Genomic DNA, 22,453 nt, shown 5'->3' on the forward strand with positions numbered 1-22,453 from the left:
CGGGAAGCAGCGCCGGGTGGGATCAACCCTTGACGGTGGTCACCGAGTTGAGCACCACGTTGGCGTTCGGGGCGCCGTCGCCGCCACCGCCCTGGACACCGCCAGCGGCGATGTTGTTCAGGACGTCGAGGCCGCCGGTGATCTTGCCGAACGGGGTGTAGCTGGGGGGCAGCTGGGTGTCCTTGTAGACCAGGAAGAACTGGCTGCCGTTGGTGCCGGGGCCGGCGTTGGCCATCGCCACGGTGCCCGCCGGGTAGGTCGCGCCGGTCAGGTTCTCGTCCGCGAACTGGTAGCCGGGACCGCCCGATCCGCCGGGGTTGGTGGCGCTGGCCGTCGGGTCGCCGCACTGCAGCACGTAGATGCCCTCGGTGGTGAGGCGGTGGCACTTGACGTGGTCGAAGTAGTGCTCGCCGGAGAGGAAGGCGAAGGAGTTGACCGTGTGCGGCGCCTTCGCGGCGTCCAGGTCGAGGGTCACCTTGCCGCAGCTGGTGTCCAGCGTGGCGGTGTACTTGGCGCCGGTGTCGACCGACATGGCCGGCTCGGTCTTCCACTGCTTGCCGTTCGGCTTGCCGGGCGCCGGGTCGGTGCAGCCCTTGACCGGGGTGACGGCCGTCGGGGTCGGCGCGGCCTGCGCGGTCGCGTCCTTGGGCTTGTCCTTGTCGAACACGCCGGTCGCCCAGGCGGTCCCGCCCGCCACCACCAGGACGGCCACGACGGCGGCGCTGACGACGGCGTTGCGGCGCTTGGCCTTGCGCTGGGCCTCGACCCGGCGCTCCATCTGCCGCTCGTACTTCTCGCGGGCGAGCTGCCGCCGCCGCTGTTCGCTGCTGACCACCGGCCGTGTCTCCTGATGTCGTGCCTGCTGATGTCGGATGCCAGAGCCCCGGGAATTCCGGTACGGATCATCGCACCCACTGGCGGCCAAGTGTAGGGACCCCGTCCGTAAGTACGAGATCAACCGGGAAAGTCCACGGTCACGATTTCCCCGGGTGCCCGTGGACCAACTCACCGCTATCTGGTTCGCAACCGGTGCCGTACCGCCGGTAGGCTGCGGTGAGACCAGCGGTGACGACCAGCGAAGGCACCGCCACCCGAAGACAAGAGGATCGCGCGTGTTCGTCGCCGGATTTCCAGCCGGAGCCTGGGGCACCAACTGCTACCTGGTCGCCCCGGCGGCCGGTGAGGAGTGCGTGATCGTCGATCCCGGCCACGAAGCGGCGCAGGGTGTCGAGGACTTGATCCGCGAGCACCGGCTGAAGCCGGTCGCCGTGCTGCTCACCCACGGGCACATCGACCACGTCGCCTCGGTGGTGCCGGTCTGCGGCGCGCAGAACGTGCCCGCCTGGATCCACCCCGAGGACCGCTACATGATGGCCGATCCCGAGCGCGCCCTCGGCCGCTCGCTCGGTCGGCAGCTGATGGGCTCGATCACGGTCGGCGAGCCGGACGACGTACGGGAGTTGACCGACGGCAGTGTCCTGGAACTGGCCGGCCTCGAGCTCACCGTCGACCACGCGCCCGGCCATACCGGGGGGTCGGTGACCTTCAGGACGCCCTCGCAGGACGACATCCCTCCGGTGCTGTTCTCGGGTGACCTGCTCTTCGCCGGCTCCATCGGGCGCACGGACCTCCCGGGTGGTGACACCGCAGCGATCATGCGGTCGCTGGCCCGGGTCTGCCTGCCCCTCGACGACGCCACCGTGGTCCTCTCCGGCCACGGCTCCCAGACCACCATCGGCCGTGAGCGCGCCGCCAACCCCTACCTCAGGCAGGCGGCCGAGAGCGCGGGCTCCGCCGAGAACACAGTCGCCCCGCGACGAGGAATGTGACGGAAGAGAAGTTGAGCACCTTCACCGCCCCCAAGGGCACCTACGACCTGCTGCCGCCCAGCTCCGCGACCTTCCTGGCGATCCGCGAGCGCCTGTCCGCGCCGCTGCGCCGGGCCGGGTACGGCTACATCGAGACGCCGGTCTTCGAGGACGTCAAGCTCTTCTCGCGCGGTGTCGGCGAGTCCACCGACATCGTCACCAAGGAGATGTTCTCCCTCACCAAGCGCGGCAAGGAGGACCTCGCGCTGCGCCCCGAGGGCACCGCCTCGGTGCTCCGCGCCGCCCTCCAGGCCAACCTGCACAAGCTCGGCAACCTGCCGGTCAAGCTCTGGTACTCCGGCTCGTACTACCGCTACGAGCGCCCGCAGGCCGGCCGCTACCGCCAGTTCGCCCAGGTCGGCGCCGAGGCGATCGGCGCCGAGGACCCGGCGCTGGACGCCGAGCTGATCATCCTGGCCGACGACGCCTTCCGCTCGCTGGGCCTGAGCGACTACACGCTGCTGATCAACAGCCTCGGCGACAAGCAGTGCCGCCCGGTCTACCGCGCCGCCCTGCAGGAGTTCCTGGCCGGTCTCGACCTGGACGAGGACACCCGCCGCCGCGCCGAGATCAACCCGCTGCGCGTGCTGGACGACAAGCGCGAGTCCGTGCAGGCCCAGCTCGGCGGCGCGCCGCTGCTGCGCGACTACCTGTGCGAGGAGTGCAAGGCGTACGACGAGCAGGTCCGCGCGCTGCTCACCGCCAACGGCGTGGCCTTCACGGACGACCCCAAGCTGGTCCGCGGCCTGGACTACTACACCCGCACCACCTTCGAGTTCGCGCACAACGGCCTCGGCGCCCAGTCCGCGATCGGCGGCGGCGGCCGGTACGACGGCCTGTCCGAGATGATCGGCGGCCCCGCGCTGCCGTCCGTCGGCTGGGCGCTCGGGGTGGACCGCACCTACCTCGCCATGGAGGCCGAGGGCGTCGTCCTCGACCTGCCCGCCAGCACCTCGGTCTACGCCGTGGCGCTCGGCGAGGAGGCCAAGAACGTGCTCTTCGCCAAGGTGGTCGAGCTGCGCCGGGCCGGCGTCGCCACCGACCTCGCCTTCGGCGTCAAGGGCATCAAGAACGCCATGAAGTCCGCCGACCGTTCCGGCGCCCGCTTCGCGCTGGTGGCCGGGGACCGTGACCTCGCCGACGGTGTCGTCCAGCTCAAGGACATGACCACCGGCGAGCAGACCCCGGTCGCCCTCGAAGCACTCGTATCCACCCTGAAGGAGAAGCAGCTGTGATCCGCACGCACGACGCGGGCACGCTCCGCGCGGAGCACGCCGGAGCGACCATCACCCTGGCCGGCTGGGTCGCCCGCCGCCGTGACCACGGCGGTGTCGCGTTCATCGACCTGCGCGACGCCTCCGGCACCGTGCAGATCGTGGTCCGCGACCTCGACTCGGTGCACGGCCTGCGCGCCGAGTACTGCGTCAAGGTGGTCGGTGAGGTCCGGGTCCGCCCCGAGGGCAACGAGAACCCGGAGATCCCGACTGGCCGGGTCGAGGTCGTGGTCAGCGAGATCGAGGTGCTCTCCGAGGCCGCCCCGCTGCCGTTCCCGGTCGCCGAGTACGAGCCCGGCACGGTGAACGAGGAGGTGCGCCTGCGCTACCGCTACCTGGACCTCCGCCGTGAGGGCCCGGCCAAGGGCCTGCGCCTGCGCTCCAAGGTCAACAACATCATCCGCCGGGTGATGGAGGAGAACGACTTCCTCGACATCGAGACGCCGTACCTCACCCGCTCCACCCCCGAGGGCGCCCGAGACTTCCTCGTCCCGGTCCGCCTGCAGCCCGGCCACTGGTACGCGCTGCCGCAGTCGCCCCAGCTGTTCAAGCAGCTGCTGATGGTGGCCGGCATGGAGCGCTACTACCAGATCGCCCGCTGCTTCCGCGACGAGGACTTCCGCGCCGACCGGCAGCCGGAGTTCACCCAGCTGGACATCGAGGCGTCCTTCGTGGACCAGGAGGACATCCTGGCCCTCGGCGAGAAGATCATCGGTGCCATCTGGCGCGAGGTGCACGGCTACGAGGTCCCCAACCCGCTGCCCCGGATGACCTACGCGGACGCCATGTCCCGCTACGGCTCCGACAAGCCGGACGTCCGCTTCGGCCAGGAGCTGACCGACCTCACCGAGTACTTCAAGGGCACCGCGTTCCGGGTGTTCCAGGCGCCGTACGTCGGTGCGGTGGTCATGCCCGGCGGCGCCTCGCAGCCGCGCAAGCAGCTGGACGCCTGGCAGGACTGGGCCAAGGCGCGCGGCGCCCGCGGTCTGGCGTACGTGCTGGTGGACGCCGAGACCGGCGAGCTGCGCGGCCCGGTCGCCAAGAACCTCTCCGAGGAGCACCTGGCCGGCCTCGCCGCCGCCGCGGGTGCCAAGCCGGGCGACGCGGTCTTCTTCGCGGCCGGCAAGAAGGCGCCGTCGCAGGAGCTGCTCGGTGCCGCCCGCCTGGAGATCGGCCGCCGCTGCAACCTGATCGACGAGTCGAAGTGGGCCTTCCTCTGGGTGGTCGACTTCCCGATGTTCGAGCCGATCGAGGACGACAAGGGCGAGTTCCAGGGCTGGCACGCGGTGCACCACCCGTTCACCGCGCCGACCGCCGAGTCGCTCGCCACCTTCGACACCGACCCGGGCGCCGCGCTCTCCAACGCGTACGACCTGGTGCTCAACGGCTCGGAGCTGGGCGGCGGTTCGATCCGTATCCACCAGCGGGACGTGCAGAAGCGCGCCTTCGACGCGATCGGGCTCTCCGAGGAGGAGGCGAGCTCGCAGTTCGGCTTCCTGCTGGACGCCTTCAACTACGGCCCGCCGCCGCACGGTGGCGTCGCCTTCGGCCTGGACCGGATCGTCACCCTGCTCGGCGGGTACGACACCATCCGCGACGTGATCGCCTTCCCGAAGACCTCCACCGGCGGCGACCCGCTGACCGGCGCCCCGACCCCGATCACCCCGGCCCAGCGCCGCGAGGCGGGCGTGGACGCGCAGCCGAAGGCCGCGGGGGAGGCGAAGGTTCGCGAGGAGGCCAGGAAAGAGGCTCCCAGCGAAGGCTGACCCTGCGTCAGTAGCATGACCCTCCACGGCCCCGGCCCGGTGTGACGACACCGGACCGGGGCCGGTCCACAGTGGCCCACAACGGAGTGCGACTCGCGAAGGACCAACCATGACCGTACGTACCAGAGTTGAGCAGCCATCGGATGCCCCGGCGACCAGACGGGTGCACATGGCCGCTTTCCCGGGGCCGGACGAGGCCGACCTGGTGGACGCGTTGCGCCGCGACCCGTCCTGGCGGGACGAGCTCTCCGTGGTCGCCGTCACGGACCTGGAGAACCGCGAACTGGTCGTCGCGCACGCCCTGTTGACGCGCCTTCGGATCGGCCACGGCGAGGGCCTGGCGCTGGCCCCGGTCGCGGTCGCGCCGGAGTGGCAGCGCAAGGGCATCGGCCGGCTCGTGGTCCGCGCCGCGCTGGACGCGGCGGAGGCGGCGGGGGAGCAGCTGGTGGTGGTCCTCGGCGACCCCGGCTACTACGGGCACTTCGGCTTCACCCCCGCCTCCCGGCACGAGATCACCGGACCGTTCCCGGTGCGCGACGACTACTTCCAGGCCCTGCCGCTCAGCGCCTACGACGGCCGCCCGCGCGGCCTGTGCCGCTACCCGACGCCGTTCGACGGAGTCTGATCCCCCTCGGGGACCGGCCGGGGTCGCGGTGCGGCCCCGGTGGCGGCGGCTGCCCGTACGGCTCCACAGGCGGGTCCGGCGGGCGGTTCCCCGGCTCCGGGGGCCTGCCACTGGGCCCCGGCGCCCCGGGCTCCTCCGCCCGCCCCGCCCCGCCGCGCCCGGCTCACCCGATCTCGACGGTCTCCCGGCAGCTGCGGATGAAGGCCACCATCGCGGGGGTCACCGGCTGGTCGCGGAGCCAGTACAGGCCGACCTGGCTCGGGCTCAGCCCGCGGACCGGGCGGAACGCCACGTCCGGGCGCGGGGCCAGCCGTCGCATCGACTCGGGGGCGAGGCCGATGCCCTGCCCGCAGGCCACCGCAGCCAGCCACTCGTCCGCGTTGTGCGCCACGGTGGCGATCCTGGCCGCTCTGCCGCCGCGCTCCTCCGTGCCGAGCCAGTAGTCCCGCCAGGCTCCGGCCTCCTGCGGGATCGCCACGAAGGGCTCGTCCAGCAGGTCGGCGAAGTCCAGCGTCTCGTGGGCGGTCAGCGGGTGTTCGACCGAGAGTGCCGCCCAGCGCTCCTCCGTGCCCAGCCGGGCGGTCGCGAACTCCCGGGCGAGCCCGGCGGGGGCGTGCCAGAGCGCCAGGTCGATCTCGCCGGAGGCGAGTCCCGAGGTGGGGTCGAACCAGTTGTTCTGGCGCATCCGGACCTGCCAGCCGGGCATCAGGCGGCCGAACTCCGCGATGGTGGGCAGCCCCACGAGATTGATGGTGCTGCCCTCGAAGCCGACCCGCAGCGTGCCGCCCGCCGCCTCCGCCTGCCGGGTGGCCCGCAGCGCCACCTCCCAGCTCTCCAGCAGCGTCGCGGTGTGGGCGGCCAGCGCGAGCCCGGCCGCCGTGGGCGTCACACCGTCCCGGGAGCGCCGGAACAGGGTGACGCCGAGCTGGCTCTCCAGTCGGCGGATCTGCTTGGTCAGGGTGGGCTGGGAGACGAACAGCCGGCCCGCCGCGGCGGTGAGCTGACCCTCTTCGCAGACGGTGGCGAAGTAGCGCAGCAACCGGGTGTCGATATCCATGCCCCAAGGTTATGGAGGGGGCTATTGGACCTCGGCGGCGGGGCAGGGCAGAGTTGATCACCCGCCAGGCGGGTCGGTACCGGCAGTGCAGGGGGCTGCCGGTCCCGTCGCCTGGCCTCGGTGTGCCCTGGTGCGTGCTCTGACGTGCCCTGAGGGGTGGCCGGCTGCTCCCCAAGGGCCGCCTGCCGGGCATTCGCTTCCACAACCCGCCTGCGCACCAGGTGACTTCAGGCCGACCCGAGGGAAGCCGCCGGCCCGGTGGACAGCACCCGGACCGGTCCGAGGACCTGCCAGGCCGTGCGTCCGGAACCGCGGCCGCCGACCGGCCCGCCGCGTTCGGTGCCCTGCCGCCGGATCGCCGCTGCCATCGCGCGGCGGCAGCGCACCCTGGCGTGAACCGCTCCGTGAATCCCGGCCGGGCCGCGCCCCGGTGGTCCTGACCATTGCCCCCGGCCATCGCCCCGGCCCGCGGCCGCGCTCCCGGGGCTTCTGCAGCCGTCGCGGCGGGTACGGTCCCGGTCGAGGGCCGCCCGGCGGCCATGACCTGCGGGTGGGGCGGATCGCCCGTAGCGTGAGTGCCTATCGGCATCCGGCGAGCGGAGGGCACAGTGGCGGCGGCATCCGGGCGGCTTCCCAGGAAGCCGTACGAGAAGGAACTCCTGCGACTGCAGAGCGAGTTGGTGAAGCTCCAGGGCTGGGTGCGGGCCGAGGGCGTCCGGCTGGTGGTGGTCTTCGAGGGGCGGGACGCGGCGGGCAAGGGCGGGGCGATCAAGCGGGTGACGGAGTACCTGAACCCACGCGTCGCCCGGATCGCGGCCCTCCCCGCGCCGACCGAGCGTCAGCGCGGCCAGTGGTACTTCCAGCGGTACGTGGAGCAGCTGCCGGCGGCGGGCGAGATCGTGCTCTTCGACCGCAGCTGGTACAACCGGGCCGGGGTGGAGAAGGTGATGGGCTTCTGCACCGACGAGCAGTACTGGCAGTTCCTGCACCAGTGCCCGACCTTCGAGCGGATGCTGATCGAGGCGGGCGTCCTGCTCCGCAAGTACTGGTTCTCGGTCAGCCTGGAGGAGCAGGAGCGGCGGTTCCGCTCGCGCCTGGAGGACCCCATGCGGCAGTGGAAGCTGTCGCCGATGGACACCGAGTCGATCACCCGCTGGGAGGAGTACTCCCGGGCCAAGGACGAGATGTTCGTCTACACCGACATCCCCGAGTCGCCCTGGAACGTGGTGGAGAGCGACGACAAGCGGCGGGCCCGGATCAACATGATCGCCCACCTGCTCTCCAGCGTCCCGTACCGGGAGGTCGACCGGCCGGAGGTCGAGCTGCCCGCCAGGCCGCCGTCCAAGGGGTACCAGCGGCCGCCGCGCGATCTGCAGAAGTACGTGCCGGACCACGCGGCGAGGCTGGAGCGGTCCGCCCCGGCGGAGAGCTCGGCGAAGCGCCCGTCGAAGGAGCAGAAGGACCGGAAGGACCGGAAGGACGGGAGGAAGGGCCGGAGGAAGGACCGCGGGAAGAGGTAGCCGTCAGGTGGGCTGCCCCGCCGCCGCGCCGGTGGCCAGGTCGGGGCCCCAGCGCTCCAGGGACTCCTCCAGGTCGAGCGGCCCGGGGCGCAGGCCGGAGCCCTCGCCCGGCCAGTCCTCGCGGGGGACGCGCCACATCAGCTCGAACTCGTTGCCGTCCGGGTCCTTGGCGTAGAACGACTTGGACACCAGGTGGTCGGTCGCGCCGACCAGGGCGCCGCGCTCGTGCAGCCGGGTGCCGATCTCGGCCAGTTCGCCGAGCGTGCCGACCTCCCAGGCCAGGTGGTAGAGCCCGACTCTGCCCTGTTCGGGTCCGGGGGCGTCCGCGCCGATCGCGAACAGGCCCAGGTCGTGGTCGTTGAGGCTGTCGGGTGCGCTGAGGAAGGCGGCCCGGCCGGCTGCCAGGTGGTCGAGCCGGAAGCCGAAGACGGCGGTGTAGAACTCGACCGAGCGGTCGAGGTCGCGGATCCAGAGCACCGCGTGGTTGAGGCGGCGGACAGGCATGGTGGGGCTCCCGGGCGGTTCGTGCGGTTGGCGGGGCCCAGCGTACGCCGATCAGGTTCAAATTCGAACTAAAACGTTCTGCCGATCCTGTCGGCGCACTCGCATAGGCTTCACGCGTGGACGAACCGGACCTCTTCACCGCCGCCGCCGAGGAACGCCAGGCCAAGGAGCCGGGGCGGGCCCCGCTCGCCGTACGGATGCGCCCGCGCACCCTCGACGAGGTGGCCGGGCAGCGGCAGCTGCTCAAGCCCGGATCGCCGCTGCGCCGCCTGGTCTCCGGCTCGCGGGGTCCCGCCGCGACCAGCTCGGTGATCCTCTGGGGTCCGCCCGGCACCGGCAAGACCACCCTGGCCCACGTCATCAGCCAGGCCGTCGAGGGCCGCTTCGTCGAACTCTCCGCGATCACCGCCGGGGTCAAGGAGGTCCGCGCGGTCATCGACGGCGCCCGCCGGGCCGTCGGCATGAGCGGCCGGGAGACGGTGCTGTTCCTGGACGAGATCCACCGCTTCTCCAAGGCCCAGCAGGACTCCCTGCTGCCCGCGGTGGAGAACCGCTGGGTCACCCTGATCGCCGCCACCACCGAGAACCCCTACTTCTCGGTGATCTCCCCGTTGCTCTCCCGCTCGCTGCTGCTCACCCTCGAGTCGCTCACCGACGAGGACATCCGCGCCCTGCTGCACCGGGCGGTGGCGGACGAGCGCGGGCTCGCGGGCAGCGTCGAGCTGAGCGCCGAGGCCGAGGACCACCTGGTCCGCCTGGCCGGGGGAGACGCCCGCCGGGCGCTCACCACCCTGGAGGCGGCGGCCGGTGCGGCGCTGGAGAAGAACGAGGAGACGCTCACCCTCGCCACCACCGAGACGGCCGTCAACCAGGCCGCCGTCCGCTACGACAAGGACGGCGACCAGCACTACGACGTCGCCAGCGCCCTGATCAAGTCGATCCGGGGCAGCGACGTGGACGCCACGCTGCACTACCTGGCCCGGATGATCGAGGCCGGCGAGGACCCGCGCTTCATCGCCCGCCGGCTGATGATCTCCGCCAGCGAGGACATCGGCCTGGCCGACCCGACCGCGCTGCCCACCGCGGTCGCCGCCGCCCAGGCGGTCGCGCTGATCGGCTTCCCCGAGGCGAGGATCATCCTCTCCCAGGCGGCCATCGCGCTGGCGCTGGCGCCCAAGTCCAATGCCGCGTACCTGGCGATCGACGCCGCCCTGGCCGACGTGCGGCAGGGGCTGGCGGGCGCCGTCCCGCCGCACCTGCGGGACGCGCACTACGGCGGCGCGGGCAAGCTCGGCCACGGCCAGGGCTACCAGTACCCGCACGACCTGCCCGGCGGCATCGCCGCGCAGCAGTACGCGCCGGACTCGGTGCACGGCAGGGCGTACTACCACCCGACCCGGCACGGCGGTGAGGCCCGCTACGCGGACATCGTCGAGTGGACCAGGGGCAGGCTCAAGGGGGAGTGAGCCGGGGCCGGGCGCTGCGGTCGGGCGCTGTGGTCGGCCGGGTGGGTGATCGACGGTATACTCGGTCGAAGTGCCATGTTCCGGGTACGGCAGCGGATGCGAGTCCGACTGACCGGCCGCACCAGCGGGACAGTGGCCCGAAGCTCCCCTCGGGGGCTTCAGGAGCGTTGCGCACCGGTTTCGGTGTCGCGGGCAGCCCATCACCCCGGTGGCGGTGGGCGGTGCGTGTGCAAGCACATTCGTGCCCGGCTCCGGAGAGCGGCTGACCGTCCTCGGACGGTTTTTCTCCGGGTCGCGAGGAGCAACCTCCGTCAACACCTGGTGAAGCCGTATTCGTAAAGCAAGAGAGGTTTGGTTCATGGCGAACCAGAAGCGCCCCAAGGTCAAGATTGCCCGTGCGCTGGGCATTCCGCTGACCCCGAAGTCCGTCAAGTACTTCGAGGCCCGCCCGTACCCGCCCGGCCAGCACGGCCGTGGCCGCAAGCAGAACTCTGACTACAAGGTCCGTCTGACCGAGAAGCAGCGTCTGCGCGCCCAGTACGACCTCAGCGAGAAGCAGCTGGCCCGCGCCTTCGACCGCGCGAAGAAGGTCGAGGGCAAGACCGGTGAGGCGCTCATCGCCGAGCTGGAGACCCGTCTCGACGCCCTGGTCCTGCGTTCGGGCATCGCCCGCACCATCTACCAGGCCCGTCAGATGGTCGTGCACGGCCACATCGAGGTCAACGGCGGCAAGGTCAACAAGCCGTCGTTCCAGATGAAGCCGGGCTACGTCGTCACCGTGCGCGAGCGCAGCAAGGCGAAGACCCCGTTCGAGATCGCCCGTGAGGGTGGCAACGCGGGTGAGGGTCAGACCCCGAAGTACCTCGAGGTCAACCTCAAGGCCCTGGCCTTCCGCCTGGACCGCGCCCCGCAGCGTCGTGAGGTCCCCGTGGTCTGCGACGAGCAGCTGGTCGTCGAGTACTACTCGCGCTGACCCGCGAGCGGTACCGCACCGAGCCCCCACCGCCTCCGGGCGGTGGGGGCTCGGTCCTTTTCCGGCGGCCGGCCGCCGTCAGCGAGCGGGCACCGGGGAGGGCTGCGCCGGGCGCGGGCCCGGCAGGCCGCCGTCGCCCGGCGGACCGGGCAGTTCGCCGCCCAGCGCCCGGCGGACCGCCGCGTCCAGGTCCAGTGCGGCACCCAGCTCGAACGCCTCGTCGAACTCCTGCTCGGTCAGTCCTGCCCTGGCCCGTGCCTCGCACTCCCGGTAGGGCCCGTTGAAGATCCGCGAGCCGAAGAACGGCGTACCGACCGCCTGCCACATCCGGTGTGCCGCACCCTGCAGCACCCGTGCCTCGAACAGGTCCGAGTCCGGGCCCTCGGTCTCCAGCACCGCCAGCACGTCCATCGCCAGCACGATCCCCAGCAGGTCGCGGAAGAGATGGTTCAGCCGCACGCACTCGCGGGCGCGGGCGCGGGCCGTCCGCAGCTCTCCGGCGGCCCAGTCGGAGTACGCGAGGGCGAACAGCGCGTACGCGTACGCCCACTTCTCGCCGTGCGCCTCGCAGATCCCGCGGACCCGGTCCAGCCAGAGGTTGCCGGTCTCCGTCTCACCCTGGAACAGGTGGGCGATGCCGAGCTCGAACATCGCCATCAGCACGTTGCAGTTGAGCTCGCCGATCGTGTTGTAGTGCCAGAGCGCCTCCTCGAACAGCACGGCGGCGCGGGCGGGTTCGTCGCCGATCAGCGCCGCGCAGCCCTGCCGGTGCACCGCGTAGGCCAGTGCCCGGTCGTCCCCGGTCGCCACCGCCTGGCGGCGGCACTCCTCCAGCACCGGCCCGGCGCTGGCGAGATCACCCTGGAGGGTGGCCATGTAGCCGGTCACCCAGAGCGCCTTGGCGCGGGCCTCGGTGGGTTCGGGGGCCAGCGCCAGCGAACGGTCCAGCCAGTGCCGGCCCTCGCCGAGGTGGCCCGAGCCGACCCAGAAGAACCAGAGCGTCCCGGCCAGTACCAGGGCCAGCTGCTCCTCACCCGGCTCGGTCAGGCAGAACTCCAGCGCCGCGCGGAGGTTGGGGTGCGCCAGGCTGGTCCGCTCGGCGGTCTCGGCCTGCCGGGGGCCGAACCACTCGGCCTCGCCCCAGGTGGCCAGGCCCAGGTACCAGTCCCGGTGGCGGCGGCGCAGCCGCAGTTCGTCCCCGGTGGTGCGGAGCCACTGGCCGCCGTACTCGCAGAGCGTGTCGAGCATCCGGAACCGGACGCCGCCGCTGCCCCGACCCGACCTCCCGGCCTCCCTCCCGGCCGGCCGGCCGACGGGCTCCGCCACCCGCAGCACGACGGACTTGGCGACCAGCTGGTCCAGCAGGTCGAGGACCTGGTCGGCCTCGATCGCGCCGCCGGCGCAGACGTACTCGGCCGCCTCCAGATCGAAGCTGCCCGCGAAGACCGAGAGGCGCGCCCAGAGTAAACGTTCCTGCAAAGTGCAGAGCTCGTGACTCCAGCCGATCGTGGTGCGGAGGGTCTGGTGGCGCAGCAGCGCACCGCGCGCACCCCCGGTGAGCAGGCGGAAGCGGTCGTCCAGGCGCAGCGCGATCTGCTCCACCGAGAGCGCCCGCAGCCGCCCGGCCGCCAGTTCGACGGCCAGCGGGATGCCGTCCAGGCGGCGGCAGAGTAGCGCGATCTCCTCGGCGTTGTGCTCGTCCAGGCGGAACCCCGGCAGCACGGCCGCCGCCCGGTCGGCGAACAGGCGCACGGCGTCCGCGGTGGCGCCGGGCACGGCGGTCACCGACAGCGGGGCGACCGGCAGCAGGTGCTCGGCCGGGCTCCGCAGCGACTCCCGGCTGGTGGACAGCACCCGGAGCCGAGGGGCCGCCCGCAGCAGCGCGTCCACCAGCTCGGCGCAGGCCGCCACCAGGTGCTCGCAGCCGTCCAGCACCAGCAGCAGCTCGCGGTCGGCCAACTGCTCGGTCAGGACGTCGACCGGCGGCCGGGCCGTGGAGTCGGTCAGGCGCAGTGCCTCCAGGACGGCGTGCCCGAGCAGCTCCGGGTCCTGCACCCCGGAGACCTCGACCAGCCGGATGCCGTCCGCGAAGCCGCCCGCCGCCTCGGCCAGGGTGGCGGCGCGCAGCGCCAGCCTGCTCTTGCCGACGCCGCCGGGGCCGGTGACGGTGACCAGCCGGGCGAACTCCAACAGGCGTGCCACTTCGGCGAGTTCGGTGGCCCGGCCGATGAAGCTGGTCAGCTCGGCCGGGAGGTGGCGGGCCGGTGGCCCGTGCAGTGCGGCTCTGCCCGGTGTCCCTGGTTCGTTCTCCATCGCCTGCCCCCGTTCCGGACGTGTATCGAAGGCGACAACGACCCGGCCGACGGGGAGGTCACGGGGGCTGGGCACGGAGTCGACGGCCAGGGGTGCGGCCGCCGCGCGCACGGCGGCAGGCGACGCGCTCACCGGCGCCCGGTGGGCACCGCGCGCCCCGCGAGGGGCCGCAAGGGCCGCGGTGCCCCGGTGCTCCGTCCCGCCCCGGAGCCCTTCCCGTGGGCAAGATCCGCCGGACGGGGAATCCGGTCGGGAAAGTGCACCTGGTCACGGTAGGGTTCCCCTCTGAGGAAGTTGCAAGGCGAGGGAGCGCGCAAGGTGTCCGTGGGAGAGCTGGCCGGCCTGCTGGTGGCCGTGTTCTGGGCGGTCCTGGTCACCCTGCTCGCGGTCGTGCTGGTCCGGCTCTCCCGGGTGCTGAAGGAGGCCACCGTCCTGGTCTCCGCGGTGACCGAGCAGGCCGTGCCGCTGCTGGTGGACGCGGGCGCGGCCGTCCGCAGCGCCAACGAGCAGCTGGACCGGGTCGACGAGATCACCGCGAACGTCCAGGACGCCGCGGCCAACGCGAACGCGCTCTCCTCCACCGTCGCCGCCACCATCGGCGGCCCGCTGGTCAAGGTCGCCGCGTTCAGCTACGGCGTCCGCAAGGCGGTCAACCGCCGGCAGGCCGGTGCGACGGTCCCGCAGCAGGCGAGCGAGCGCGAGGAGCTGGCCCGGCTGATCCGGGCCGAGGTCCGGGCGGCCACCGCGCCGCGCAACGGTCTGCTCTCCCGTGTCCGGCGAGCCGTGAGGGGCTGACCATGGTTCGACGAATCTTCTGGATGGCAGTCGGCGCCGGTGCCACCGTCTGGGCCATGAAGAAGGCCGACGAAGCCGTCCACCGGCTCACCCCCGACAGCCTGTCGGGCACCGCGGCCCGCGGTGCGTTGCACCTCGGCGACCTGGCCAAGCGCTTCGCCGGCGACGTCCGGGCCGCGATGACCGAGCGCGAGGAGCAGCTCAAGGCCGACCTCGGGCTGGACGGCACCGCCGTGGTCGAGCCGCCGCGCCGCCGTACCGGAGCGCTGCGCGCCGAGCCCCGGTACCGAGCTATTTCGGCGGCGCCGGGCTCCCCGGCCGCCGCCCTGCCCTCGTCCCACAGTCTTCGCACCACCCCCCAAGCCATAGCTGCAACGCCCCGCCGGCTCGAAGAGCTGCCGGGCGGCACACCCAACCGGAAGGACCACTGATGGAGTCGGCAGAGATCCGCCGCCGCTGGCTGCGATTCTTCGAGGAGCGCGGGCACACTGTCGTTCCGTCGGCGTCCCTGGTCGCCGACGACCCCACCCTGCTGCTGGTCAACGCAGGCATGGTGCCCTTCAAGCCGTACTTCCTGGGCGAGGTGAAGCCCAGTTACACCCGTGCCACCAGCGTGCAGAAGTGCGTCCGCACGCTGGACATCGAGGAGGTCGGCAAGACCACCCGGCACGGGTCCTTCTTCCAGATGTGCGGCAACTTCTCCTTCGGTGACTACTTCAAGGAAGGAGCCATCAAGTTCGCCTGGGAGCTGCTCACCACTCCCGTCGCGGACGGCGGCTACGGCCTGGAGAAGGAGAAGCTCTGGATCACCGTCTACCAGGACGACGACGAGGCCGAGCAGATCTGGCGCGAGGTCATCGGCGTCCCGTCCGAGCGCATCCAGCGCCTGGGCATGAAGGACAACTTCTGGTCGATGGGCGTCCCCGGCCCGTGCGGCCCGTGCTCGGAGATCTACTACGACCGCGGCCCCGCCTACGGCGAGGAGGGCGGCCCGGCCGCCAACGACGAGCGCTACATGGAGATCTGGAACCTGGTCTTCATGCAGTACGAGCGCGGTCACGGTGACGGCAAGGACGGCTTCGAGATCGTCGGCGACCTGCCGAGCAAGAACATCGACACCGGTCTCGGCCTGGAGCGCCTCGCCGCGATCCTGCAGGGCGTCGACAACCTCTTCGAGATCGACACCACCCGCTCCATCCTGGACCGGGCCGCCGAGCTCACCGGTCACACCTACGGTGCCGACCACAAGTCGGACGTCTCGCTGCGCGTGGTCGCCGACCACATCCGCACCGCCGTGATGCTGATCAGCGACGGCGTCACCCCCGGCAACGAGGGCCGCGGCTACGTGCTGCGCCGCATCCTGCGCCGCGCCATCCGCAACATGCGCCTGCTCGGTGCCACCGACCCGGTCGCCCGCGAGCTGACGGACATCACCATCAAGGCGATGGGCCCGCAGTACGCGGAGCTGCTGGAGGAGCGCAAGCGCATCGAGACGGTCGCCGCCGCCGAGGAGGCGTCCTTCCTCCAGACGCTGCGCACCGGCACCGTGATCCTGGACACCGCCGTCACCGAGGCCAAGCAGGCCGGCAGCGCCGTGCTCTCGGGCGAGAAGGCGTTCCAGCTGCACGACACCTACGGCTTCCCGATCGACCTCACCCTGGAGATGGCCGACGAGCAGGGCCTCCAGGTGGACGAGGCCGGGTTCCGCCGCCTGATGAAGGAGCAGCGGGACCGGGCCAAGGCCGACGCCAAGGCCAAGAAGATGGGCCACGCCGACGTGTCCGCCTACCGCGAGGTGGCCGACAAGTCCGGTGCCAGCGTCTTCACCGGCTACACCCACATCGAGGGCGAGGCCACCGTGGTCGGCCTGGTGGTGGACGGCGTTCCGGCGCCGGCCGCGACCGAGGGCGACGAGGTCGAGATCGTGCTCGACCGGACCCCGTTCTACGCCGAGGGCGGTGGCCAGCTCGCCGACCAGGGCCGGATCCGGCTCGACTCCGGCGCGGTCGTGGAGATCCGCGACGTGCAGCAGCCGGTCCCCGGTGTGATCGTGCACAGCGGTGCGGTGCTCTTCGGTGAGGTCGTGCTCGGTGCCTCCGCGTACGCCAGCATCGACGTGGACCGCCGCCGGGCCATCGCCCGTGCGCACTCCGCCACCCACCTGACCCACCAGGCGCTGCGCGACGCGCTCGGCCCGACGGCCGCCCAGGCCGGTTCGGAGAACGCCCCGGGCCGCTTCCGCTTCGACTTCGGTTCGCCCGCCGCCGTGCCCGGCAGCGTGCTGACCGACGTCGAGCAGAAGATCAACGAGGTGCTGACCCGCGAGCTCGAGGTCACCGCCGAGGTCATGACGATGGACCAGGCCCGCAAGGCCGGCGCCATCGCGATGTTCGGCGAGAAGTACGGCGACTCGGTCCGCGTGGTCACCATCGGCGACTTCTCCAAGGAGCTGTGCGGCGGTACGCACGTCGGCAACACCGCCCAGCTGGGCCTGGTGAAGCTGCTCGGCGAGTCCTCGATCGGCTCCGGCGTGCGCCGCGTCGAGGCGCTGGTCGGCGTGGACGCGTACAAGTTCCTGGCCCGTGAGCACACCGTGGTCTCCCAGCTCACCGAGCTGGTCAAGGGCCGCCCGGAGGAGCTGCCGGAGAAGATCTCCGGCATGCTCGCCAAGCTCAAGGACGCCGAGAAGGAGATCGAGCGCTTCCGCGCCGAGAAGGTGCTGGCCGCCGCCGCCGGGCTGGCCGCCGAGGCCGAGGACGTCCGGGGTGTCGCCCTGGTCGCGGCCAGGGTCGCCGACGGCACTGGCGCGGACGAGCTGCGCAAGCTGGTCCTGGACGTCCGGGGCCGCCTGGGCTCCCGCCCGGCCGTGGTCGCCGCCTTCACCGTGGCGAACGACCGCCCGCTGACCGTGATCGCCACCAACGAGGACGCCCGCTCGCGCGGCGTCAAGGCCGGTGAGCTGGTCCGCACGGCCGCCAAGACGCTCGGCGGCGGCGGTGGCGGCAAGGACGACGTCGCCCAGGGCGGCGGCACCAACCCGGCGGCCGTGGACGAGGCGATCGCCGCCGTCCGTGCCCTGGTGGCGGAGCGCGCCAGCTGATGGAGGAGCAGCAGGAGAAGGTCTTCCGCCGGGGCCGCCGGATCGCCGTGGACGTGGGTGACGCCCGGATCGGGGTGGCGTCCTGCGACCCCGACGGGCTGCTCGCCACGCCCGTGGAGACGGTCCCCGCCGGGGGCCGCTCCCAGGCACGGCTCAAGGAGATCGTCGAGGAGTACGACGCGATCGAGGTCGTGGTCGGCCTGCCCCGCTCGCTGAGCGGCAAGGAGGGCCCGGCCGCGGCCAAGGTCCGGGCGTACGCCGGGCGGCTGGCCGCGCTGGTCGCACCGGTGACGGTCCGCCTGGTGGACGAGCGGATGACCACGGTCACCGCCGCCCAGGGCCTGCGGGCCTCCGGGCGGAGCTCCAAGAAGGGCCGCTCGGTCATCGACCAGGCGGCGGCGGTGGTCATCCTGCAGAGCGCCCTGGAGACCGAACGGGTGAGTGGACGGGCTCCCGGCGAGTGCGTCGAACCGATGAACTGACCGGTCTGGTCTAGCTTCCCTGAGGGGGGCGCTGGGGGGGGGGGCGCCCGGGGCCCCCCCAGGCGGGGTGCTGCAGCCCACGAGGCCGCGCGCGCCCCCCGCCGACCCCACCCCCCCCCGACACCCCGCCCCCANGTGCGGACGCGTCCGCACGGGCCCCCTCGCTGTGTCGTCCATCGACCGAGAGGCCGCCTTGACCGACCCGTACTCCACCCCCGGCCTGACCCCCGGACACCTCGGTGCACCCGTGACCGAGCCGGAGGGGCTGCCGCCGGGGCAACCGTACGGGTACGAGCCGCCGGACCCGCGGCGGCTGCGCACCGGAGCGGCCTGCTGCCTGAGCGTGTTCGCGGTGCTGGCGGTGGCCGCGGCGGTGGCGCTCGGCGGACTGCTGCTCTGGCCGAAGGGGCAGCCGAAGGCGGCCGACTATGTGGGGAACGGCACAGGGACGGTCCAGGTCTCGGTGCCGAGAGGCGCCAGCCTGACCCAGATCGGTAAGAGTCTTGTGAAAGCTGATGTGGTGGCGAGCGTCAAAGCCTTCACAGATGCGGCGGCCAACACCCCGGCCGGAACCCGGATCCAGCCCGGTACGTACACGCTGAAGCGGAAGATGTCCGCCGCCGCCGCGCTCGGGGTACTGCTCGACCCGGCCAACGCCAACGCGCTCACCATCCCGGAGGGCTGGCGGGCCGCGCAGATCTACGCGGCGGTCGACCAGAAGCTGAAACTGGCCCCCGGTACCACCGCGAAGACCGCCCAGCAGAAGGCCGGAGACCTGGAACTGCCGGACATCACGGGCGGGAAGATCGAGGGCTTCCTCTTCCCCTCCACCTACGCCGTCACCGACGAGACCACCGCGATCGACCTGCTCAAGCAGATGGTCGAACAGGCCGCGCGGGTGCACCAGACGGAGGGCGTCGACGCCGCGGCCGTCCTCAACCGCCAGTCGCCGTACGGGCTGGTGACCGTTGCCAGCCTGCTGGAGGGCGAGGCGGACAACCCCGAGGACATGGCGAAGGTCGCCCGGGTCATCTACAACCGCCTGGCGAAGAACATGCCGCTGCAGCTCGACTCGACCATCAACTACGCGCTTGGCCGCTCCACGCTCACCACGACGGGCGACGACACCAAGCTGGACTCCCCGTTCAACACCTATCTGCACCCCGGTCTGCCGCCCACCCCGATCGCCAACCCGGGCCAGGACGCGCTGCGCGCGGCGGCCCACCCCGCCGACGGGGACTGGCTCTACTTCGTGACCGTGAAGCCCGGGGACACCCGCTTCACCGACAGCCTCGAACAGCAGCAGAAGAACGTCGCCGAGTTCAACGCCAACCAGGCCACCAGAAGTTCCTCACCCGGTGCGAGTGGTCACTGAGGCGGATTGCCCCGGACGGACGTTTTGCTGCGGTACGGTAACGTCTTCCCCCGGGCGTCGCGCTAGCACGCCGGTTCGAGGAGTAACCGGGACCAGTTCCCGGGTGACCGCCACTGGACGCGGTCGGCTCCGTCCTGTCGGTTGGTATAAGGGGTTCGATGACTGATCTGGGCGGGGGCTACCAGCCCCAGGGCGCGCAGCCGTGGCACCCAGGCGACCCCGGGTACGGCGGTCAGGGACAGCAGCAGCAGCCGACGGTCGAGCAGCTCCAGCAGCAGATGGCCGGACAGCAGCAGACCGGAGCCTGGCAGCAGGTACCGCAGCAGGTGGCGCAACAGCACCAGCAGGGCCAGCAGTTCGCTCAGGCCCAGTACGGTCAGCAGGGCTACCCGCAGCAGCAGGGCTGGCAGCAGGACGCTCCCCCGGCCGCCGGCTGGGCGGCGGACCCGCAGGGCCAACAGTTCCACCAGGGGCAGCAGGGCCAGCAGGGCCAGCAGGGACAGCAGTTCAACGGCCAGTCGTACGGCGGTCAGCAGTTCGACGTCCAGCAGCAGATGCCGCAGCAGGCACAGCAGCAGGGCCAGTTCGTGCCGGGCGGCGGTCAGTTCGACCAGTACGGCTACCCGCAGCAGCAGATGCCGCAGCAGGCCCAACAGCCCTCGATCCCGCAGCAGTTCATGCCGCCGGGGCAGCAGGTTCCGCAGACCCAGCAGATGCCGCAGGCGCAGCCCGGGCAGCAGGCTCCGCAGGCCCAGCAGATGCCGCAGGCGCCGCAGCCCGTCCGCCGGCAGCAGCCGCAGGTCCCGCAGCCTGCGCCTTCGGAGACGGACGGGTTCGACTGGGAGGCCGAGGCCGCCGCGCTCGACGCCCCCGCGGCGGCCGAACCGGTCGTCGAGGAGTGGGCCGAGGAGGAGCAGCACGCCGGGTACTCCGAGGACGCCGAGCAGGCCCTCGACGAGGACCGCCCGTCCCTCTTCGGCGGCGAGGAGGAGCCGGTCACCCGGGAGTCCGAGCGCAAGCGCAAGGAGAAGGGCAAGAAGGAGGGCCGCCGGAACCGGGGCGCCTGCCTGATCGTCGCCATCGCGCTGCTCGGTGCCACCGCCGGGGCCGGCTGGTTCGGTTACGGCTTCTACCAGAAGCACTTCGGCCCGCCGCCGGACTACACGGGCGACGGAAGCGGTTCGGTGAACGTCGAGATCAAGCCCGATGCCACCGGCGAGGCGATCGGCCAGACGCTCAAGGACGCGGACGTGGTCAAGAGCGCCGGGGCCTTCGTCGACGCCGTCACCAAGAACCCCAAGGGCAGCACGATCCAGCCGGGCACCTACACCCTGCGCCACCAGATGTCGGCCGAGGCCGCGCTCAAGGAACTGGTCGACTCCAACGGCGGCAACGCGCTGACCATCCCGGAGGGCAAGAAGGCCGTCGACATCTACGCCAGGATCGACGCCAAGCTGAAGCTCCAGCCGGGCGCCACGGCCGCCGTCGCCAAGGACAAGGTCGGCGAGCTCGGTCTGCCCGACTACGCGGGCGGCAACATCGAGGGCTTCCTCTACCCGATGAAGTACTCGGTCACCGACGGCATGAAGCCCGAGGACCTGCTCAAGCAGATGGTCTCGACGGCAGTCGACCACTACAAGCAGCTCGGTCTGGACGCCGGCGCCCAGCAGGCCGGCGTGAAGGACGGCTACCAGGTGCTCATCGAGGCGAGCATCGTGCAGGCGGAGGGCAACAACTCGGCGGACTTCGGCAAGATGGCCCGGGTCGTCGCCAACCGTCTGAAGACCAACGTCAACCTCGGCATGGACACCACGCTCCAGTACCAGCTCGGCCGCACCAAGCTGACCAACAAGGAGATCAACGACAAGTCGTTGAAGTACAACACCTACGTCAACCCCGGTCTGCCGCCGGGGCCGATCGGCAACCCGGGCGACGACGCGATCAAGGCGGCACTGAACCCGACGCCGGGCAGCTGGGTGTACTGGATCGCGATGTCCCCGACCGAGACCCGCTTCGCGGTCACCTTCGACGAGCACAAGAAGAACGTCCAGGAGTACTGCACGGCGCACAACCAGGGCTTCGACTCCGCACGCGGCATGTGCAAGTAGCCGTCGGCCGGGGGGCGGTATCGTGGGCGCGCCTTGATCACAAGGGACTCCCAGGAGAGGTGACCACGCTCGTGACGACGCACCACCGGGCTGCCGTGCTCGGCTCGCCGATTGCGCACTCGCTCTCGCCGGTACTGCACCGGGCCGGGTACGCGGCGCTGGGGCTGGGGGAGTGGCGGTACGACCGCTTCGAGGTGGACGAGGCCGGGCTGGCCGCCTTCGTGGCGGAGCTGGGGCCGGAGTGGGCCGGACTCTCGCTGACCATGCCGTTGAAGCGGGCGATCATCCCGCTGCTGGACGAGGTGAGCGCAACGGCGCTGTCCGTGGACGCGGTGAACACCGTGGTGTTCCACCCGGACGGGCGGCGCACCGGGGACAACACCGATGTGCCGGGTCTGGTGAACGCGCTGCGCGAGCGCGGGATCGAGCGGGTGGAGAGCGCCGCGGTGCTCGGAGCGGGCGCCACCGCGTCCTCCGCACTGGCGGCGCTGGCCCAGATCTGCACCGGCGAGGTGACAACGTATGTCCGAAGTGCCGAGCGGGCCGCGGAGATGCGAGCGCTCGGCGAACGGCTCGGGCTGAGCGTCCGGGCCGCCGACTGGGAGCGTGGCGCCGAGGCGCTGGCGGCGCCGCTGACCATCTCCACGACCCCCGCCGGGGCGACCGATTCCTTCGCCGCGGCGATCCCCGAACAGCCCGGCGCGCTGTTCGACGTGCTGTACCACCCGTGGCCGACGAGGCTGGTCGCGGCCTGTGCGGAGCGGGGTTCGACGGTGCTGGGCGGGCTGGATCTGCTGGTGCATCAGGCGGTGCTCCAGTTCCAGCAGTTCACCGGGGAGAGCGCCGGCCCGCTGGCCGCGATGCGTGCCGCGGGCGAGGCCGCGCTCGCCGGGAGCTGAGCGAAGCAGCAGGTCCACAGGGTGCTCCCGGCAGTCCACGCGGGTGTCCGCCACCCGGACCGTGGCCACCGTACGGGCCTGCGGCATGAAAGGATCGGGTCAGGACGCGGGCCCATGGGCCCCTTCTGCCCGAGGGCGGGCACGGAGGGAGGGCCCGCCGCACGATCGCCTGGCCGGGCCGTAGCCGCGAACTGCGGTCCGGGCCGCTGACGAAGGAGCTCCGTTGGGTACGTTGCGCTGGCTGACGGCGGGGGAGTCGCACGGTCCCGCACTGGTCGCGACGCTGGAGGGCCTGCCGGCCGGGGTGCCGGTGACCACCGCCGTGGTG

Annotated in this window: 19 protein-coding genes and 1 pseudogene; 15 read left to right on the forward strand and 5 right to left on the reverse strand. The window is 71.9% G+C overall.

The features are described 5' to 3' along the window. Positions 1-22: 22 nt before the first annotated feature. Positions 23-835, reverse strand: a complete 813-nt coding sequence (locus ACFC1R_RS31405) for a peptidylprolyl isomerase (protein WP_375944415.1) — start codon at positions 833-835, stop codon at positions 23-25. A 277-nt stretch (positions 836-1,112) separates the two neighbouring features. Here ACFC1R_RS31405 and ACFC1R_RS31410 point away from each other — a divergent pair, with 277 nt between their 5' ends. The 4 genes from ACFC1R_RS31410 to ACFC1R_RS31425 all read left to right on the forward strand — a co-directional run bounded on the left by ACFC1R_RS31410 (position 1,113) and on the right by ACFC1R_RS31425 (position 5,533). After that, positions 1,113-1,829 carry an MBL fold metallo-hydrolase gene (locus ACFC1R_RS31410; RefSeq protein WP_375944417.1) on the forward strand — a complete coding sequence of 239 codons (717 nt, stop codon included), beginning with the start codon at positions 1,113-1,115 and terminating at the stop codon, positions 1,827-1,829. An 11-nt stretch (positions 1,830-1,840) separates the two neighbouring features. Then, positions 1,841-3,103 (forward strand): histidine--tRNA ligase, encoded by a 1,263-nt coding sequence (hisS, locus tag ACFC1R_RS31415; protein ID WP_375944419.1) that lies wholly within the window; start codon positions 1,841-1,843, stop codon positions 3,101-3,103. After that, positions 3,100-4,908: an aspartate--tRNA ligase gene (aspS, locus tag ACFC1R_RS31420; RefSeq protein WP_375944421.1), complete on the forward strand. Its 1,809-nt coding sequence runs from the start codon at positions 3,100-3,102 to the stop codon at positions 4,906-4,908. The genes hisS and aspS overlap by 4 nt, the downstream gene beginning before the upstream one ends. A 169-nt stretch (positions 4,909-5,077) precedes the next feature. After that, complete coding sequence (locus ACFC1R_RS31425) at positions 5,078-5,533, forward strand: GNAT family N-acetyltransferase (protein WP_375944423.1); 456 nt, start codon at positions 5,078-5,080, stop codon at positions 5,531-5,533. Between the two features lie 163 nt (positions 5,534-5,696). Here the strand turns inward: ACFC1R_RS31425 and ACFC1R_RS31430 are convergent, their stop codons facing one another. Further along, positions 5,697-6,590: a LysR family transcriptional regulator gene (locus tag ACFC1R_RS31430; RefSeq protein ID WP_375944425.1), complete on the reverse strand. Its 894-nt coding sequence runs from the start codon at positions 6,588-6,590 to the stop codon at positions 5,697-5,699. A 608-nt stretch (positions 6,591-7,198) separates the two neighbouring features. On the opposite strand from ACFC1R_RS31430, the pseudogene ppk2 reads away from it, so the two are divergent. Further along, a pseudogene (gene ppk2, locus ACFC1R_RS31435) lies at positions 7,199-7,996 on the forward strand (polyphosphate kinase 2); the annotation flags it as partial. A gap of 117 nt (positions 7,997-8,113) precedes the next feature. On the opposite strand, the gene ACFC1R_RS31440 reads toward ppk2, so the two are convergent. After that, the gene (locus tag ACFC1R_RS31440; RefSeq protein WP_375944427.1) at positions 8,114-8,614 is read right to left on the reverse strand and encodes a VOC family protein; all 501 of its coding nucleotides are present in this window, start codon (positions 8,612-8,614) and stop codon (positions 8,114-8,116) included. 116 nt (positions 8,615-8,730) lie between these two features. Between ACFC1R_RS31440 and ACFC1R_RS31445 the strand changes: the two genes are divergently transcribed. Together ACFC1R_RS31445 and rpsD are read left to right on the forward strand one after the other, a co-directional pair. Beyond that, the gene (locus tag ACFC1R_RS31445; RefSeq protein ID WP_375944429.1) at positions 8,731-10,080 is read left to right on the forward strand and encodes a replication-associated recombination protein A; all 1,350 of its coding nucleotides are present in this window, start codon (positions 8,731-8,733) and stop codon (positions 10,078-10,080) included. A gap of 358 nt (positions 10,081-10,438) precedes the next feature. Next, positions 10,439-11,053, forward strand: a complete 615-nt coding sequence (rpsD, locus tag ACFC1R_RS31450) for a 30S ribosomal protein S4 (RefSeq protein ID WP_045303841.1) — start codon at positions 10,439-10,441, stop codon at positions 11,051-11,053. Positions 11,054-11,131: 78 nt separating this feature from the next. Here rpsD and ACFC1R_RS31455 read toward each other — a convergent pair whose 3' ends face one another. Further along, positions 11,132-13,366, reverse strand: coding sequence for a regulator (locus ACFC1R_RS31455; RefSeq protein WP_375944431.1), 2,235 nt, complete (start codon positions 13,364-13,366; stop codon positions 11,132-11,134). Positions 13,367-13,684: 318 nt separating this feature from the next. On the opposite strand from ACFC1R_RS31455, the gene ACFC1R_RS31460 reads away from it, so the two are divergent. From ACFC1R_RS31460 to mltG (ACFC1R_RS31480), 5 genes are all read left to right on the forward strand, one after another. Continuing rightward, a complete protein-coding gene (locus ACFC1R_RS31460; protein WP_375944433.1) occupies positions 13,685-14,161 on the forward strand; it encodes a DUF948 domain-containing protein in 477 nt (158 codons plus the stop codon). 2 nt (positions 14,162-14,163) lie between these two features. Continuing rightward, on the forward strand, positions 14,164-14,592 hold the full coding sequence (locus ACFC1R_RS31465; protein WP_375944435.1) for a DUF6167 family protein: 429 nt from the start codon (positions 14,164-14,166) through the stop codon (positions 14,590-14,592). Then, the gene (gene alaS, locus ACFC1R_RS31470) at positions 14,592-17,261 is read left to right on the forward strand and encodes an alanine--tRNA ligase (RefSeq protein ID WP_375944437.1); all 2,670 of its coding nucleotides are present in this window, start codon (positions 14,592-14,594) and stop codon (positions 17,259-17,261) included. The genes ACFC1R_RS31465 and alaS overlap by 1 nt, the downstream gene beginning before the upstream one ends. Beyond that, on the forward strand, positions 17,261-17,743 hold the full coding sequence (gene ruvX, locus ACFC1R_RS31475; RefSeq protein ID WP_375944439.1) for a Holliday junction resolvase RuvX: 483 nt from the start codon (positions 17,261-17,263) through the stop codon (positions 17,741-17,743). The genes alaS and ruvX overlap by 1 nt, the downstream gene beginning before the upstream one ends. A 193-nt stretch (positions 17,744-17,936) precedes the next feature. Then, entirely contained in the window at positions 17,937-19,118 is a 1,182-nt protein-coding gene (gene mltG / locus ACFC1R_RS31480) for an endolytic transglycosylase MltG (RefSeq protein WP_375944440.1), read from the forward strand. Between the two features lie 62 nt (positions 19,119-19,180). Here mltG (ACFC1R_RS31480) and ACFC1R_RS31485 read toward each other — a convergent pair whose 3' ends face one another. Next, entirely contained in the window at positions 19,181-19,771 is a 591-nt protein-coding gene (locus tag ACFC1R_RS31485; RefSeq protein ID WP_375944442.1) for a hypothetical protein, read from the reverse strand. Here ACFC1R_RS31485 and mltG (ACFC1R_RS31490) point away from each other — a divergent pair. The 3 genes from mltG (ACFC1R_RS31490) to ACFC1R_RS31500 form a co-directional block, all read left to right on the forward strand. After that, complete coding sequence (gene mltG, locus ACFC1R_RS31490) at positions 19,754-21,226, forward strand: endolytic transglycosylase MltG (protein WP_375944444.1); 1,473 nt, start codon at positions 19,754-19,756, stop codon at positions 21,224-21,226. The genes ACFC1R_RS31485 and mltG (ACFC1R_RS31490) overlap by 18 nt on opposite strands. A 71-nt stretch (positions 21,227-21,297) precedes the next feature. Continuing rightward, positions 21,298-22,125, forward strand: coding sequence for a shikimate dehydrogenase (locus ACFC1R_RS31495; RefSeq protein WP_375944448.1), 828 nt, complete (start codon positions 21,298-21,300; stop codon positions 22,123-22,125). A 223-nt stretch (positions 22,126-22,348) separates the two neighbouring features. After that, positions 22,349-22,453: chorismate synthase (locus ACFC1R_RS31500; RefSeq protein WP_375944450.1), on the forward strand; the 105-nt coding region annotated here is incomplete at its 3' end.

The organism is Kitasatospora sp. NPDC056138 (assembly GCF_042264695.1).
Lineage (GTDB): Bacteria > Actinomycetota > Actinomycetes > Streptomycetales > Streptomycetaceae > Kitasatospora.